20 protein-coding genes and 2 tRNA genes are annotated in these 15,308 nt (G+C 53.2%); 13 read left to right on the top strand and 9 right to left on the bottom strand.

Annotated elements, in window-relative coordinates:
• The first annotated feature begins 14 nt into the window (after positions 1 to 14).
• Complete coding sequence (locus ACWHYZ_RS02855) at positions 15 to 278, top strand: hypothetical protein (RefSeq protein ID WP_447985781.1); 264 nt, start codon at positions 15 to 17, stop codon at positions 276 to 278.
• A 133-nt stretch (positions 279 to 411) separates the two neighbouring features.
• On the opposite strand, the gene ACWHYZ_RS02850 is transcribed toward ACWHYZ_RS02855, so the two are convergent.
• On the bottom strand, positions 412 to 801 hold the full coding sequence (locus ACWHYZ_RS02850) for a hypothetical protein (protein WP_447985780.1): 390 nt from the start codon (positions 799 to 801) through the stop codon (positions 412 to 414).
• 72 nt (positions 802 to 873) lie between these two features.
• Between ACWHYZ_RS02850 and ACWHYZ_RS02845 the strand changes: the two genes are divergently transcribed.
• The gene (locus tag ACWHYZ_RS02845) at positions 874 to 1,146 is read left to right on the top strand and encodes a MoaD/ThiS family protein (protein WP_447985779.1); all 273 of its coding nucleotides are present in this window, start codon (positions 874 to 876) and stop codon (positions 1,144 to 1,146) included.
• Between the two features lie 273 nt (positions 1,147 to 1,419).
• On the opposite strand, the gene ACWHYZ_RS02840 is transcribed toward ACWHYZ_RS02845, so the two are convergent.
• Positions 1,420 to 1,707 carry an HU family DNA-binding protein gene (locus ACWHYZ_RS02840; protein ID WP_447985778.1) on the bottom strand — a complete coding sequence of 96 codons (288 nt, stop codon included), beginning with the start codon at positions 1,705 to 1,707 and terminating at the stop codon, positions 1,420 to 1,422.
• 250 nt (positions 1,708 to 1,957) lie between these two features.
• Here ACWHYZ_RS02840 and ACWHYZ_RS02835 point away from each other — a divergent pair, with 250 nt between their 5' ends.
• The 4 genes from ACWHYZ_RS02835 (at position 1,958) to ACWHYZ_RS02820 (ending at position 3,388) form a co-directional block, all read left to right on the top strand.
• Positions 1,958 to 2,497 (top strand): hypothetical protein, encoded by a 540-nt coding sequence (locus ACWHYZ_RS02835; protein ID WP_447985777.1) that lies wholly within the window; start codon positions 1,958 to 1,960, stop codon positions 2,495 to 2,497.
• Between the two features lie 6 nt (positions 2,498 to 2,503).
• Entirely contained in the window at positions 2,504 to 3,130 is a 627-nt protein-coding gene (locus ACWHYZ_RS02830; protein ID WP_447985776.1) for a YkgJ family cysteine cluster protein, read from the top strand.
• A gap of 47 nt (positions 3,131 to 3,177) precedes the next feature.
• Positions 3,178 to 3,253 (top strand) — tRNA-Arg (locus tag ACWHYZ_RS02825).
• Positions 3,254 to 3,312: 59 nt separating this feature from the next.
• Positions 3,313 to 3,388 (top strand) — tRNA-Lys (locus ACWHYZ_RS02820).
• A 522-nt stretch (positions 3,389 to 3,910) separates the two neighbouring features.
• On the opposite strand, the gene ACWHYZ_RS02815 is transcribed toward ACWHYZ_RS02820, so the two are convergent.
• Together ACWHYZ_RS02815 and ACWHYZ_RS02810 are read right to left on the bottom strand one after the other, a co-directional pair.
• Positions 3,911 to 4,156 (bottom strand): hypothetical protein, encoded by a 246-nt coding sequence (locus ACWHYZ_RS02815; RefSeq protein ID WP_447985775.1) that lies wholly within the window; start codon positions 4,154 to 4,156, stop codon positions 3,911 to 3,913.
• Between the two features lie 93 nt (positions 4,157 to 4,249).
• Positions 4,250 to 4,477: a reverse transcriptase-like protein gene (locus tag ACWHYZ_RS02810; protein ID WP_447985774.1), complete on the bottom strand. Its 228-nt coding sequence runs from the start codon at positions 4,475 to 4,477 to the stop codon at positions 4,250 to 4,252.
• A gap of 603 nt (positions 4,478 to 5,080) precedes the next feature.
• Between ACWHYZ_RS02810 and ACWHYZ_RS02805 the strand changes: the two genes are divergently transcribed.
• Complete coding sequence (locus ACWHYZ_RS02805; protein ID WP_447985773.1) at positions 5,081 to 5,611, top strand: hypothetical protein; 531 nt, start codon at positions 5,081 to 5,083, stop codon at positions 5,609 to 5,611.
• 504 nt (positions 5,612 to 6,115) lie between these two features.
• On the opposite strand, the gene ACWHYZ_RS02800 is transcribed toward ACWHYZ_RS02805, so the two are convergent.
• Complete coding sequence (locus tag ACWHYZ_RS02800) at positions 6,116 to 6,328, bottom strand: hypothetical protein (protein WP_447985772.1); 213 nt, start codon at positions 6,326 to 6,328, stop codon at positions 6,116 to 6,118.
• Between the two features lie 343 nt (positions 6,329 to 6,671).
• Complete coding sequence (locus tag ACWHYZ_RS02795) at positions 6,672 to 6,944, bottom strand: hypothetical protein (protein ID WP_447985771.1); 273 nt, start codon at positions 6,942 to 6,944, stop codon at positions 6,672 to 6,674.
• A gap of 519 nt (positions 6,945 to 7,463) precedes the next feature.
• Here ACWHYZ_RS02795 and ACWHYZ_RS02790 point away from each other — a divergent pair.
• A complete protein-coding gene (locus ACWHYZ_RS02790; protein WP_447985770.1) occupies positions 7,464 to 8,186 on the top strand; it encodes an acyl-homoserine-lactone synthase in 723 nt (240 codons plus the stop codon).
• Here the strand turns inward: ACWHYZ_RS02790 and ACWHYZ_RS02785 are convergent.
• Positions 8,183 to 8,965, bottom strand: coding sequence for a helix-turn-helix transcriptional regulator (locus ACWHYZ_RS02785; RefSeq protein ID WP_447985769.1), 783 nt, complete (start codon positions 8,963 to 8,965; stop codon positions 8,183 to 8,185). The two genes, ACWHYZ_RS02790 and ACWHYZ_RS02785, sit on opposite strands and share 4 nt — an antisense overlap.
• A gap of 256 nt (positions 8,966 to 9,221) precedes the next feature.
• Between ACWHYZ_RS02785 and ACWHYZ_RS02780 the strand changes: the two genes are divergently transcribed.
• From ACWHYZ_RS02780 to ACWHYZ_RS02765, 4 genes are all read left to right on the top strand, one after another.
• Positions 9,222 to 9,575, top strand: coding sequence for a hypothetical protein (locus tag ACWHYZ_RS02780; protein ID WP_447985768.1), 354 nt, complete (start codon positions 9,222 to 9,224; stop codon positions 9,573 to 9,575).
• Between the two features lie 307 nt (positions 9,576 to 9,882).
• Positions 9,883 to 11,265: an OmpP1/FadL family transporter gene (locus ACWHYZ_RS02775; protein ID WP_447985767.1), complete on the top strand. Its 1,383-nt coding sequence runs from the start codon at positions 9,883 to 9,885 to the stop codon at positions 11,263 to 11,265.
• A gap of 290 nt (positions 11,266 to 11,555) precedes the next feature.
• Positions 11,556 to 12,356 carry a sensor histidine kinase gene (locus ACWHYZ_RS02770; RefSeq protein ID WP_447985766.1) on the top strand — a complete coding sequence of 267 codons (801 nt, stop codon included), beginning with the start codon at positions 11,556 to 11,558 and terminating at the stop codon, positions 12,354 to 12,356.
• A gap of 2 nt (positions 12,357 to 12,358) precedes the next feature.
• Complete coding sequence (locus ACWHYZ_RS02765) at positions 12,359 to 13,015, top strand: response regulator transcription factor (protein ID WP_447985765.1); 657 nt, start codon at positions 12,359 to 12,361, stop codon at positions 13,013 to 13,015.
• A 112-nt stretch (positions 13,016 to 13,127) separates the two neighbouring features.
• On the opposite strand, the gene ACWHYZ_RS02760 is transcribed toward ACWHYZ_RS02765, so the two are convergent.
• Together ACWHYZ_RS02760 and ACWHYZ_RS02755 are read right to left on the bottom strand one after the other, a co-directional pair.
• Positions 13,128 to 13,463 carry a hypothetical protein gene (locus ACWHYZ_RS02760; protein WP_447985764.1) on the bottom strand — a complete coding sequence of 112 codons (336 nt, stop codon included), beginning with the start codon at positions 13,461 to 13,463 and terminating at the stop codon, positions 13,128 to 13,130.
• A gap of 337 nt (positions 13,464 to 13,800) precedes the next feature.
• A complete protein-coding gene (locus ACWHYZ_RS02755) occupies positions 13,801 to 14,172 on the bottom strand; it encodes a hypothetical protein (protein WP_447985763.1) in 372 nt (123 codons plus the stop codon).
• A 432-nt stretch (positions 14,173 to 14,604) separates the two neighbouring features.
• Here ACWHYZ_RS02755 and ACWHYZ_RS02750 point away from each other — a divergent pair, with 432 nt between their 5' ends.
• Positions 14,605 to 15,279, top strand: coding sequence for a S16 family serine protease (locus ACWHYZ_RS02750; RefSeq protein ID WP_447985762.1), 675 nt, complete (start codon positions 14,605 to 14,607; stop codon positions 15,277 to 15,279).
• The last annotated feature ends 29 nt before the right edge of the window (positions 15,280 to 15,308 follow it).

Raw genomic sequence — 15,308 nt, 5'->3', positions numbered from 1 at the left:
AACGGAGACGTGGTATGGCAAAAAGCCCCAAACGATCCCCCCAACTCAGCCGGAAGAATCATCTTTCACTGGTCAAGCCACACTATACCTTGTGCTACGGCATGCGGCTCGATAAAGGCACAGCCCCCGAGCGTCGGCATCCCCATGTCCCGATCTTATTGCCGGATGGGTCTCAAGGCAGCATGGCCCTACATGTGATGAATGGGACAGTAGACGACATCAAGGCGCAACTTCTCGAAAGTGTCGACGCCTTCTTCGAAATCTACGGGGAGAGCTAAGGAGTGGTCATCCTTGAAGTCGGAGAGCTATTCTTCTTGGCACGAAAGTGACTGTACGCTCCCCAAAAGTCGGGTCAGCAAGATGCAACCAATTCTGCCAGCGGGCATGCCTTTTACTCACCTTGTCTGCAGCTTATTCAGGGATGACGTCCGGCGGCTCGGGATACAACTTTTGCAGCCTGTCAATCAAGGGCTTTGCTTCAGGGGTGCTTGGACGGGTCGGCTCGCTGGGGGGATGATCCCAGGTCAGTTGCGTGATACCGGCCTCTGCAAAGAGACCTCGGATCGTCTCGGCCATCGCTTCCAGGGTCAGCTCAGTGCCGGCACGCAGATCAAGGATACGTTCTTCAGGATTGGTGGGTGGCGGTCCTTCATGGATGAGTGCCCAGCAGCGGTCGAATAGCATGTCCCGTAAGGATTCTGGAACATTCAACGTCTTCAGTCCGGACGTGCAAAGCGCCAGAACCATCAGCACGAATTGAAGATCAGGCATGCCCGGACGATCGATATTTAAAGATTGCATGGAGCCTCATTCCCCAATCGCGGTAAGATAATAGTCTAGTAAGCCGGAGGACGCACAGTCAATGGAGTATCGATGGTCACGATCACGTTAATGGGACAATTACAGACGGCAGATGGCGAACGAGATTTTGCCTGCCCGCTTCCCGAGTCCATGACGGTTCGTCAGCTCATTCAGAAACAGGGGCATGCGTTACGTCCCGTGCTGCAGTTGCTGAAGGAAAAAAAAGTCATGGTCACGGTGAACAAGCGCATTGCCAGTGAAGATACGCGCGTCCAAGACGGGGATGCCGTCAAATTGGTCGCCCATGACGGTATGGGAGGAACGGGGCTCGCCCCTACACTCTAGCTGCTATTGAAAAAACCCCCTAGAAGGCAGGCCTTTCCATGCGTGTACCGAGACACGCCCCTTCCCGGAGCCTGCGCTCAGATCGCTCAGCACCTGAGCATATACACCACTACACAACCATATGTCTCAGCCTTGCTGAGGGCCGTTTTCAATGTCCTGACATTTTAGAACTGGAAACCAGGAATCTGAAGGCCCGCCTTCCGTGAAGGCGAGCCATTCAGAGATTGAAAAAAATTGGGAAGACGAGGCAGCAGTAGCCAGACTGCGGAATCGTTATTTCTTACCTAGAATTGCATCCTTAGCGGCCTTGGCAATGCGGAACTTTACCACGCGCTTGGCTGGAATCTTGATCGCTTCACCGGTCTGCGGGTTTCGCCCCATCCGGGCCTTCCGATTCGCCAGCACCAATTTTCCGATGCCGGGGACAACAAAGGTGTTCTTCGCTTCCTTGTATGCGAGACCTGCAAGATCATCGATCATTTGGGCCGCCGTCTTCTTCGTGACGCCGGCTTTCCCCGCCAGGTGATCCGCAATTTGCGACTTCGTCATCGTTTTTGCCATACCATCCTCCTGTGAAAGAACCTAGGTGAAGTGCCCGTCACTGAGTGGTTAATCTTCGCGATTCATGCGACAAGACACGCTGCTCCGCGCGTAGGCCGTGCGGAGTGTAGCGAATGTCCCCTACCCTGTCAACCACAAAAAGCAGGACTGGCGTGGCAAATGTGAACTTTGCTCATCTTGATCTACGAGGGAGTGGGAGAGTAGAGTACTTGCAGTTTGTCTTGCTCGCCGCGTCGTTAAAGGAAGCATTATGGCAAAAGAACTACCGATTCTGCCGTCGGCTCCCCAAGGAGACCAACCGGCGGAGACCTTCATGTATTCACGGGTCTTCTGCAGCCGCGACAATTCACCGCCGTTACGCCTCTTGCTGGACTTTCTGAAATCGAAGGGACAGATCGCGTTGATCCCGAAGATGGATCCGGAGGCGCTGGACGATTGGGCATGGATCCAGATCTCCATCGGCTATAGCCGTGAGCGTAAACCCATTCAGCTGGTCTGTGCCCGCGACCGTGGCAGCTATCAAGACGTGCACCAGCAAGAGCGAGATGCGTTTCTAGAGCGTCTCTCCATTTTCGATGATATAGAAGCACAGTTGGCACGCGAATGTGTGAGCAAGTCTCGATTTCTCGTGACGACGAGAATGGTGCAGGGAGACGTGACCGACGAAGGCTACGACATGAACGGGTGGATTTTGGAGTTTTTCCAAGAAAACTGTAACGGCATCGTCCAAATCGACGGGCAGGGCTTCTTCTCACCAAAAGGCGAGCTTATCGTGGAGATGGAAGACTAGCGAGTCATGGCTCGTCGGCCCCCATCTGGAAACGCGCGCCGGCGTTTATTCCAGCAAGGCGAAAAATGGTTTCAGCGCGGCCAGGCCGCGCTGCTCGGATCACTCCCCTGCCGCCACGGGTGCTCCCTCTGCTGCTACGGCCCTTTTGCCATCACGCTGCTCGATGAACTCGAATTGCAGCAGGGCCTCCAAACCCTGCCTTCCCAGACTCGGCACGACATTCACACTCGCGCTCAAGTTCAGGTTGAGACGATGGAAGCCGCCTTCCCCCGCCTGATACCGTCTCGCTATCTCGACCGATGGAGCGAGAAGGATGTAGACAATCTCGTCAACCGATTCGGCGACCTGCCATGTCCTGCGTTGAGCGCTGAAGGGGGTTGTCTCGTCTATGCGCACCGGCCCATCACCTGTCGGATGATGGGATTGCCAATCGAGATCAATGGACTCATGCACGGCGCCTGTGAGGTCCAAACCTTTGTACCCGTTATCCGGGTATCCCAGGCGTTGCGACAGGAAGAAGATCGCCTTGCGGAAAAAGAAGCGGCGCTTATCGCCGAGCAGCAACACAGCGCATCTAGCGGCGGCGAAGAAATCCTCTTGCCCTATGGCTTTTTGTCTCAGCCGGTCGCCTAGACAGCGTCATAATGGCTATGGTAAGGTGCTGCTCCTTGCCGACGGATGCGCCTGTAGCTCAGTGGATAGAGCATCAGCCTCCGGAGCTGAGGGCCACAGGTTCAAATCCTGTCAGGCGCACCATAAGGACCAAACATAAACGCGATATAGGGTCTCCAGCCTCGATCTTCTACAAACCCGGTGGGCCGTTAGCTCAGTTGGTAGAGCAGCTGACTCTTAATCAGCGGGCCGTAGGTTCGACCCCTACACGGCCCACCAAAATCAACTCCTCTCTTTAGGCGCCTAAGACTCTGTTACAGCGCAATTTGGTCAGATAGTGCCTTGGTGCGGACGATATTTTCCTATGAGCGTTCAAGCCTTAGGAACAAAGAACGTTGATAACTTATTGAACTGGGCTAGCAGGTGCGCCAGCCGGGGGAGCGGATTTGCGTGCTCCGGCTCGCCCATCTACCTGTTCAGCCTCTCTCACTGTATCGGGCTTGCCAGAATAGTAGGCATCACTCCGGTACCTATCTGAAGGGGTGTCGGCACATCCTTGTAATGCAGTACCACCTAGGACGAGGATGATTGCTAGTACGATGCTGTGCTTCATCGTGTCCCTCCTTTGGGAGGTCAAGGTGCGCGCCTAAAAAGCCGCTCGCTACCAGGTTTAGGTTTCCCTTGTCTGGTACCGCCTCCTTCTAGGGGCATCTTGGCCTCAGGAGAATACTATGCCGGTCAGCTTTAGTGCACTATCAGTCCGCTAGGCAGCCGCAAGCCGCTCAACTACTTACAAGCCTGTCACCGTCCTCCTCGGTTCTTTCTCGAGTCATCAAATAGCTTCACTTCAGCAAAGGGCTGCTTCGATGCCGCAGCGGTTCCTCCCTGTACTCGGACAATGCCTGTTGACTCATAGGGTTGACACTGCCGCTCCACACGATTCGTAAACGTCCCGTCTGCGCACCGAAAGAGCCCATCACCAGCCCAAGTGATGTGCACAATTGATAGCATCGCGAACCCCACAACTCCGCAGCCCAGCATCTTCATACCATGCCTCCTAATAGGTCGCATAGTGAAGCAACTAAGCTGCCGATTCTATCGGACGAAGGTCGAAGGCCGAGTGTAGCTCTCTATCCGGCGTCAACCATACCCCTGATTCGCCGACTCATCAGCCCGCTGGTTCTGCTCTGGTCGTATGAGTGTGGCTGACCATTTGTTGTACTGGAGCAGGAACGTGAGCAGTTCCTGTAGTAGCGGTTTCGGTTCCGCCTTCTTGATTTGAAACTCTCCAGCTAACTGCTTCATCACGAGCTCACTGTCCATCCATAGCTCGATCTCATCTATGCCATGCTCCATCGCCTTTCGCACTCCGCAATCCCCGCATGGTATTCGGCCATGTTGTTGTTGGTGCCGTCGCGAAGGGAGGCACTGACCGCATCGAGTTCAGTGCCATGGAGCGGTGTATGCTGTTTGAGCAGGGCCAAAGAATACGAGAAGGGACAGTAAGAGTGTTCGAATGCTCATGTCGCCAGGCTCCTAATAGCAGCTCGTGATGAAGCAAAAATAAGTTGTGTTAGGTGAGGGAGCCGGTAGATTCATCAAAGAAGCGGCAGCGGTAGTCGATGTCACTCAAATTCTTGAAACTTAAAACCTGTGGCCTGACAAAGAGAGATTCAGATCTCTATCGTAGCAGGCTCTCAACGGCGGCCTTCAACATCCTTATCTCCCTGAACGGTGGCATACAATTCCTTCAGTATGTCCCATTCAATAGGTGGAAGGCATCCGTCCGCCATGCGTAAACTCAAAAAAAGAGGTCAAGGTCTTGTCAGTTTGACTGTCCCTGCATTCGTGAAGTTCTCGTTGTGCACTGGTGCAGACTATTACATGCATAAGGAATTGCTTCCGGTTAAGAAAGGTGATAGCTAAGAGTCACGGGCGGTCTCTGTCGGCTTCATTCTTTTGAGGCAGCAAATGATAGAATGTGCGCTGGGCTCGATCGGTCTTCTTGTCCTGACGGCCATGACCTTCATGGCATGCGGAGTCGCATTGGCATTGGGAATTTTCCCACAGATCCTAGAGCGGCGCCGAGCTCATGTGCGAGCGGCTTTCCTCAGGGCTCAGCTTCTCCACCAGTTGAGCATCCTGCCGCAGTTTCTTCATGTACGCGACCGACCCCTTGCCCTTGAACATCGAGAGATCCTGGATGAATGGTGCCGCCTGGCGCAGCATGCCGCTCTTCTTGAAATCGAAGAATGGACGAGCGTGCTCAGAACGCAGGCCCTGTTGATGACGGCGCGTAATAGGCCGTCATTTACAAAACGTGAATCGCGAGTTGCACAGCAATCCATTGATCAGACTGCCTCTGTGCTTCGGACGTACGCTTCCGACCGGCTGCGTCCCGGCGCCTGGTGGAAGAGCATTCTTGCAAGCGACAACGCGCATTCGAGTCGCTTCCGAGCCGAAATGGATCACTCATTAAAACTTAGAAATATTGCGCGTTGAGTAGAGGGCCGACAGATTATTCAGTTGTGTTGCATCGTGTGAGTCGTCACCTACTTGGATACAGCAGTGTACTTGCAATCCGGTTATCTTCTCTCAAGAGTGGCCAGGGTGCTCTCAGCGCTTATCTCCTCCTCGCGACTTCTCGGCTTTCTTCGCCGGAGGAGTCGACTCAGGGTCTCGCGACATATTCGGATCCACGTTAGGAGGCGGCACGGCAGCGCGAGGATCTGGAATAGTGGGAGGACGTTGTTGAATGCCCGGATCGATCTTCGAGGGGGGAATGGCAGGAGTACCTGATTCTGATGGATTCTCCGGCGTTATGCCCGGTTTTGGCCCCGATCCCTTTTCGGGAAGTGGCACAGGTGGCACCACATCGGCTCCAGCTACTTCTAGCGGTGCAAGCATCGCTAACCAAACTGCCACGGTAAGACCAGCGAAGATGGCCATGCTGTATTACACTCCGGAGCTATCAGAAGCTTCAATGGGTGAACGACTTACGTTGGATCAGTTATGGTTGCAGGGGACGTTGAACTGATATGCCCGCTCAATGATCGAGCCGCTCTCCGAATGTGTCGCCGGTTCGCCTATCATCCAGTTCTCAAAAGAGCGTCCGATTCGAAACTGTTGTTTCGCATCGACGCGACCCTCCAACACATGATCTCTATCGACGAAGACTACTGCATCGCCGATCGTTCGAAACAAGGTCCCTTTATCCATACACTGACTTTCAACTGAGGATCGTCGCAAGCAAGATCCATCCAAGCCTGTCGCTTCGCCGAATGACTGGTCGTTGCTCTGATCCGGCCCAGACAAGCAGTCTAGAATCAGCTCGATTCGATTCTGGTCGTTCATCGCCAACTCGGTTCCCGTTGACCATGCTGGAAACAAACTAGGCCTTTAAGCCGGAAAACTGTCTCGGGTGATACCAACTTGGCATGCAGGGACCTTACATAATGAGAGCATGCTCTAATGCTTTTGAGGAGGGTCCAATAATAACAATGGAAGCGCGGATGCTGCGTGGATCCGTGCGCGAGAAGCGACGCCACTTATTCGTCAAAAATTAATAGGGGTCGGCATTATCAGAAGGGTTGCTGTTCGTTTCTTCAATAAGCTGATCTAAGGCCTGGTCTACTTTTATTTGTCGGCACCAGGCCACGATTCCTTTTCGCACTTGCTCCCGCATCAAATGCCCGGATACTGCCATTAAGGCTTCAAGGTTCAGGATGGCAGTGGGACCGGTCAGCGGCGTGAATTTTAACCACACCTCTCCCGCGGTCACATGAACATCCAAACCATTTCCCTCTGTTCGGCTTTCAGCTCTTTCCTTGGGCATAGTGTTCAGTATAGCAGTTCAATGCTTGCCAAGCCGCCAAGATGATCTATGCAGCTCCGTCATGCAAGATGCGCCTAGAGGTTTGCAATAAATGCTCTGTTTCTTCCCTTTGACACCAATCTCTTTGATCTATGGGGACCGTTGTATCAATACGGGTTACTTCGGTACATCACACTTTCTGGAAGGATGGTTCTTATTGCTAGAGACGATTGCTGAAACCTGATTCTTTTGTCGCTGCCCGGTCGAGCACGCACCTATTGCATGAGATGCGACCTGTAACTTCTTACCTCCGGCGGCCTGCAGACTTCATAGTGAATAGGCATACTATTCATCCCATTACCATTCGGGCGCCGCGGGGCTCATACACCATGCAATCTGTACGCATCCATTCTCCTGCATCATTAGCAGATAGCACACCGCCTAACATCTGGCGGATGCGCCAGGTGACTCCCGTAGGCTTTCAAGGAATTCTAGGGTGAGAAGGCACACGGCTGCTTGTCACTTAAACGGAGAAACAGAATGGAAACGATGCAAGACCTGCGCTATAAGTCTGTTGAATTTCAGGAGGGTCAATATACTATCAAGACACTTGAAACGGACGAAGAACGACTGGCGGCGTATCGGCTCCGTCATAAGATCTTCGCAGAGGTGTTGCAGTGGGTACCTTGCCGACCAGATGGATTGGACGTGGACGACTATGATGTAAGTGCGGTGATGATCGGAGTTTTCAATGACAAAGGACGATTGTTGGGCACAGTCCGCATCTTACCATCATCCGGCCCATTTATGCTGGAGCGTGAGTTTCGCAGCTTCGTTAGCCCCGATTATACAATTCGCAAGCAGACCGACACGATGGAAATAACACGGCTGGCGGTGGATCCAACCGTAGGAGGCAAAGGTCTTTCTTCCCGCTTGATGGTGAGATTGTTCAAGGGGATGTACCAATGGTGTCTCGCAAATGGCGTTCGCTATTGCTACTTGGAGGTCGAGCAATATTTCTTGCGCATGATTCGAATACTCGGCTTTCCCTGCGAAGCCATCGGTCCTGTCGTGCTCGTCCCGCCGGCCAACGTGTCCTGTCGGGCCGCTCTACTTGATTTGGATCTATTCCGGTTGGAGGGTACCTTGCAGCGGCCTGACTTCTTGGAGTGGATGACGGAAACCAATCGGGTACTTCGAAAGAGCTCATGCACAAGCTACACCAGCCCCACACGTTCAGCAGTAGAGTCGGTGAGCGCCTAAAGACGATCGGTAGACAAGAGGCCTTGTTCCATAGCACAGGCAACGGCTTGTGCGCGTGACGTGACATCGAGCTTGACGTAAATCCGCTCGGCGTGAAAACGTACTGTGCGCTCGCTGATGCCTATGATCATCGCAATTTCACCATTTGTCTTCCCCAGCTTCATCCAATTTAACACAGTAATCTCCCGAGGGGAGAGAGCAGCAGTGAGCGGAGCGCCCGCTACAGGCCTATGCTCAAACAGTACTTCATGGACATGTTCCAATAGGTATTGAATGACCGGCAAAAAGCGCCGGTTGTCCTCTTCAGACTCACCGGCAAACGAAAAGAAGCTGACAAAGTTCTCCGCATGCTGACTCACCGTGACGCCATTGGAGAGCCCAAAAGCCCGTGCTTCCTCGATGAAGGACTGTTGCTTGCGCTGCTTCACGCCTTCATAGGTATTTTTCCATATTTGACCGCCTGACTGGCGCATGAGAGATAGAAAAACAGGGTCCACTTCCGCGTATCCATTTTTGGCATAGACATATAGCCAGTCGTTGGGATAGCTGACATTGTAAACCCTCGTATATTGTTCAAACCGACCCTCACGATTGAGCTGGGCAAGCCCGCCGATAATGTGACCGAAGGGTAGTAGCTTTTGAATCTTTTCCAAGACGACGTTGACATCGTCTGGAGTGCGGAGACGGCTGGTATAATGCGAGATTTCCAGAAAGTCTTGAAGCTGTTTCTTGCCAAAGAGCTGAAACGTTTCAGCAGGGAAAGTCGATGTCTCATTCATTGCTGTGTCCTCCAACGTGAACCCGAGGCTGGCGAGCTTCAGCAGAACAACGAACTACGAACAACCCGCCTAAATATACGCATGTTTTTTTTATTTAGCGATAGGGATATTTGGCCCTACTCGAATACAAATTGAAGCCTCCGCATTAGACAGGGCAGAGGGGCTATATGGCCATTCTTGACAAACAAATGGAGCACCCGACAGACTGAAGGCTGACAGTAACTCTTTATTTTCCTTGCTACTTAAGGAACAAGAGATGATCACATTACTATGTGATTTCTGCCGTGAAGGGTCAATGGTGGCCTTTTATCCTTGTCGATCCTTCGCCTTAGCCGACAAGGAAGAGGTCGCCACAGAGGCCTGGTTCCCGGTCTTAGATGACTGCTTCGATTCAGGTCCCGACGGATTCGAAGGATGGGCGGCATGTGAGATATGTCGCAAATTGATCGAATGCGCCGCTATTGAGGCCTTGGCCCGACGGGCGCACTCTGTTGAGAAAGAGCGCAGCTCCGAATCGATGCCAATTGATTACTATCGAGCCATATTCCTGTCATTTTTTGACCATAGAACCGGGCCCGCGTATTATGAAGAGTTGGAAGATGTCTCGTAAGGACGGTTGGCACGCTCGTGGGCTAACTACTCGTTCGACATCGTCTTGGTAAGAAAATAATCATATGACGATGATCCGAACTCCGCACATCGGGACTTCAACCTGAGCTTCCTTTTCATTCTACTCGTTGGTTTGCATAGACCCTATCCACACCGCTTCACCGCCGCACCTCCCGCCCCCATCTCTGACCTAAACGCCGTCGGCTATGCGACCATACCGGGGCCAATGCTCCTTACCGGCGAAAAATATTCATGATAGGATGCGCCCCATTTGCGGAATGGTCGTGTCAGTGAACAATGTAGCGTCTATGCTGAAACCGTTCTTGCTCAGCCTCTTTCTTTTCCTTTTCGTGGCCTGTTCTATTTCTGGCGCTCACGCGGCCGGTTTTCGAATCTACGATCAAGGCGCAGCAGCGGCAGGACAGGCGAATGCCTTTACTGCGCAAGCTGATGACCCTTCAGCCATCCATTACAATCCGGCCGGGCTGACACAATTACACGGTATCCAGCTCTCTGGTGGATCTGTGCTCGTAGGTGGAGGCACGTCATTTACAAGTCCCATGGGCACCAGCGTTCATGGTGGATTTGACGGGAGTATCGCTTCGCCGGCTCCCTTCAATTTCTATGCGACAGCAAACCTCGGCGATATATGGCGAGAAAGGCTTAGGGGCGTCGTGGTTGGACTCGGTGTCACGACGCCCTTCGGCTTAGTGTACAGCTACCCTGCAACCAGTCCATTCGCCACCGCCGTGACGAAGGAAAAACTGCCGATGGTCGATATTAAACCGACCATCGCCTATCACATCACAGAGCAACTCTCTGTAGGACTAGGTGCCGACATCTACACTTTTAGCGGTCTGCTCGGTAGCTCGCATGCTTTTATCCAGCAACTCATCTCCTCCGGTGGAACCGGACTTCCACCTGCCGGCTCTCAGTTGGAGGTGAACGGCACGGATACGGCCGCAGGCTTTAACGCCAGCCTGATGTACACGCCCTTTCGAAATACCGAGGGTAAGCCACTTGTCAATGTGGGATTCGTCTACCGAAGCCAGGTGACGTTGCATTTGAACGGTGACTTTCTTGCGAATGGCACGCGCGTCACGACCGCCTCAACGACCGCCGTTTTACCACAGACCTTTACGGGAGGGATCGCGATTTGGCCGATACGAACCTCTGCCCATGAGTGGAAGCTCGAGCTTGATGTAGATTATACAGACTGGAAAGCTTTTCGTAACACTGATGTGCGATTTGGGACCGGAGCGGTGATTCCCTTCCCTCAGAATTGGCGTGGATCCTATACCACGATGTTAGGCACAGAATGGAAATGGCTCCAGGTGCCGTCCTTACCCGCATGGGAGGTTGCCCTTCGAGGTGGGTATTGGCATGCTCAAGCCGCGGTACCCGATCGCTCCTATAATCCGGCCGTGCCTGATGCTGATCAACATCTCTTTGCTGTCGGCTTGGGGACCCTCTGTAAATCCGGGGGGCGGTTTTTAGGCGTAGTCCCGTGCGGCGGGCAACCCTGGTTCAGTCCAAAGGCGATTGGGTTTGACGTAAGTTATCAGTTCATTCTCTACGAACCTCGAACCGTCATCGGCAGTCAAAATCCGGTCGCCATCCCTGGCGCGATTGACGGCACCTATCTCACTCATTTCCATGTGGCCTCACTTAACTTACGACTGAACTTTTAAAGCGACACTTTTTCAAAAAGGCCGGTTTTTCTGTACACCCGACCCCTGCCTATGGGTAATACCACGACTCGACGCCATTCCAGGCCAAGAGATCCAGACTGCCAGCGTCCATCCAACTATCTAAGACCTCTAGCGAACCACTCCCCTGACCTGGCGTATCCGCCAGGTGCACCAACTACCAAAAGAATCTTATATTTCTGTTGAGGTTCCACATTTGTACGCGTATGAAGTCTGTAATGCAAAACGACTTGCAGACAAAAACGGTACAGAACCGGAAAAAGGATGAATCTATGAATCTCTCACATACCCCGAGCCAATCGCGCCGGAAACGAACGTGCCAGCTCTCTGATAATAGTTTGACCGCCACGGCCTTTGACTCAGCGGAGAAGCCGTTGGGTCATATTGACTTGCTGCCCGGCCGTATGGACCGTGTGCGACTGCAACAGGCGCTTCTCGTCAGTCAACGGCGCATACAGGAATTGGAAAAGGATCGTGACCGGATTAAATGTGACCTGCATGATGGCGTCCTGCAGTCGCTGTATGCGGTAGGATTGGGACTGGAATCATGCACGCTCCTTCTTCACAATGCCCCTTCGCAGGTCGCGGAACAATTGAAGCGAGCCACTGTGCAGTTGGATCAGGCTCTGCGAGAGCTCCGCTCATTTCTCAAACACGATCTTGGAAAGGATGTCGAGGGCGGGGAAGATCTTGACGGGGCCTTGCGTGGACTAGTTGAGGCCATGACCGGCCTGTCGTCCGTCGATTGTAAGCTCATCATCGACCCTGCTGCGGTCGCAAGCATTCGCAAGGAGCAACGAAAAGACGTCCTACAGTTCGCCCGCGAGGCCCTCAGCAATTGCCTTCGCCATGCACAGGCCGCTACGGTTGAGATATCACTTACGATAAAAAACGGCATACCATGGCTCCAGATTAGTGATGACGGAATCGGGTTCACGCCCAATCATCCGCCTCGTCGAGGGCTGGGGCTACGGAGCCTCACCGCGAGGGCTTCGACATTGGGTGGTCGGGTCGACATTGCCTCACATCCTTGGCAAGGGACTCGAATCATCCTCGAGTTGCCGAGACAATGACGATGGCTGCAGAAAAAGCAAAAACGCTGTCCTTGCTCATCGTCGACGATCATGAGATTGTCCGGATCGGACTTCGGACTGTTCTGAATATGGTCTCCGGAATGCATGTGGTCGGTGAATGCGCGACGGGAGTGGAGGCGGTCAGGGAAGCCGTCCGTCTGAAACCGGATATCGTGCTCTTGGACATTAGACTGTCAGACCGTAGCGGCGTCGAAGTTTGCCGGGACATTCTTGCTGAATGCCCAGATACACGGGTACTGTTTTTGACCAGTTATGCGGATGATGAAACTATTCTGTCTGCCGTCGTATCGGGAGCTCAAGGCTATGTCTTAAAGGACGCCAGCACATCCATCCTGATCGAGGCGCTTCGGACTATAGGCACGGGGCAATCCTTGTTGGACCCCAAGGTCACCACACAGGCATTGTCAATTCTGAGAGCTCGCTACAGCGGCGATCCCAAGGCAAAGCCCTATTCACTCTCACCCCAGGAAGAACGAGTGCTCAAGCTGGTCGCCGATGGAAAGACCAATAAGGAAATTGCGGCGGTGATGGGGCTCAGTGATAAAACTGTGAAAAACTACCTGGCGAATGTGTATGACAAACTACATGTGACACGTCGATCGCAAGCCACCGCCGTGTATTTGAGAAGCTCAAAATGATCTCATCGTACCCCCCTCCCGCGAACCGCTGCACTAACCGTGGCAGTCAAAACAGCATCAAACGGCGTATGCATTGCTCTGGAAGGTCAAGCGAGCAAGGTTTTCAACGTCCCTAAGGGGAAGAATGTCTTGGCATATCATTAGGGATGGCAATCCGAATCGTCACGGCATGGCCATCTGCAGAGACCTGCGCTTCGACCTTATCCCCTACCTTAATACGATCTTCATGCTGTGTCTGCCCGTCGACTTTTAGATAGACTTCGTGGCCGGTAACATCCTTAATGGTATAGGTGTCGCCTTCGATGTTGAGCACGTCTCCATGGATGATGTCGGCGGCTGGCGATGATCGCCCTGGTGTCTGACTATTGGCATCAACAGCAAGACTCAGCAGCAGTGATAGTGCCGCAAGGACAGTGACCAGGCTCACGAGAGAACGTGTACTTCTCATCTCGCCTCCTTCTGTTACGTCATCAACCCGGACTCAACGCCGGTATAGCGGCTGTGTTGCAAGGTCGTACCTCTCAACCCCTCAGGGGCGAGAGGCAAGCCTCCGGCCAGTCATCTCAGTATGGAGTCCTATGATAACATGGACGGTTTTCTGACTTCTTACGTTCATCTGATGAGTTTGGGGGCGCGCCGTACGAATAGTATCAGGTGCAGATTGTCAAGAAAGCGAGGCTGTATGGGCCTAACGCTCTAGTAAAACCTTACAAAACTCACCGGCGCGACTTGTGCTCACATGGACAAGCTATGCCCCATGCTAAGCGGGGCACGAAGACAAAGAACTACAGGCGAGGCAGGACGTCAATCCACTGCGCTCTTTGCTCCATACGTTTTCGCAGAAGGGAGAGCAACGCAATGGCCCAGAGTGCGCACACCGCCAATCCATGGTTCGTGGCAGTCGACCAGCCAATGGCATCGACAGAAAAATACGTGACCCGGGCCACCGTTAACGCCGTGCAGGCGATGGCGATCATCACGACAAGGGAATAATGGCTCGGGGGAGACCACATGGCAATCAGAGCCACTGGCGCGACGTAGAGCATACCGGTCGCGAGGGGGGCAGGGGCGTACAGATCAAGAATGAACACTGCCACCGTCAACATGCATGAAAGCAGAATGGTTATGGGGCTCGTTCGTAATCGGATATGTTTCATATGCCCCTCCCCCGCAGGCTTCGAGTAATAGAAGATTCAGAGGCACTTGGTCAAGCTAGGGTTTTCACTAATGGCGTCATCCCGTGACAGTAATCAACAACTGAAGTGATCCAGTGCAGGACAGGCCTTTTCGGAGTCTTCCAGACCAGCCCTGGACAAGAAGACCTGTCCCATACGCGGACAACCATTCAGCCCGCTCCATGTCAGCCTGCAGCATGAGAGTCCATCATTTCTCGGTCCTACCCTTGCGACAACATGCCCCAACCTAAATTAGAACGGGTTAATGCCGTCTTCCTTGAGCAACCGGTTTCGCTCAACAAATCAAGAGCCTGCCACTGCCAGAGACCCAGCTGGGAGCGGCCTAATGCTTGCTAGTCTTTGAAGGGACCGGTCAAGATTACCGGACACAATCCGAAGAGATACTGAGGTCGAATGAAGAAAGACACAGGACTGACAAGGGACAAACGATGTTTAATCCGCGTCATGGTCATAAGTATGTTTCTGTCTTTCCTTGCTATCACTGACGTGGGGGCATTCAAAGGATCACAAGAACAACTCATTCCCATTCTCGGAATCACGATGGAGAACAAACCGATCGGGACAGTCGCAAACATCGTGCTGTCATTCCAGCAGCGGGACGATTACGACGGTTTGATCGTTCAATTTCGAAATGCTCCGGGCCGATTTTCCAGAATGGCCCAAACTGCCGTTCAGCAAGCCATTTATCGGGCCGCGCGTGCGGCGGGAATGAAACCCGACTCATGGACGGTGATCCTGTCGGTTCCCTATCCCGGCGTGACGATCTATGGAGATAGCCTCTCCGCCATGATTAGTGTCAGCATTCTGGCTATGGCAAAAGGAGAATCGATTCTCGCCGACCGGGTCATCACCGGCGCTGTAAGTCCGGACGGTCATATTTCCCCGGTAGGCTCGTTGCCGCTCAAGGTGGCTGCGGCGAATGCGGCCCATCTCCGTCGTGTCGTCATCCCTGAGGAAATGGATATCGCAGATGCCGATTGGCATACTCCGTTTCTCATGCAAGTGTCTCCTGTGAGTTCAATCAGCCAGGCTTATCAAGCACTCACCGATCATCCCCTGCAACCGTAGATCCGGTCTTCCTTGGGTTGACTTCCGGC

The sequence above is a fragment of the Nitrospira sp. Nam74 genome, assembly GCF_965152615.1.
This window is presented reverse-complemented; position numbering and strand designations above follow the sequence as displayed.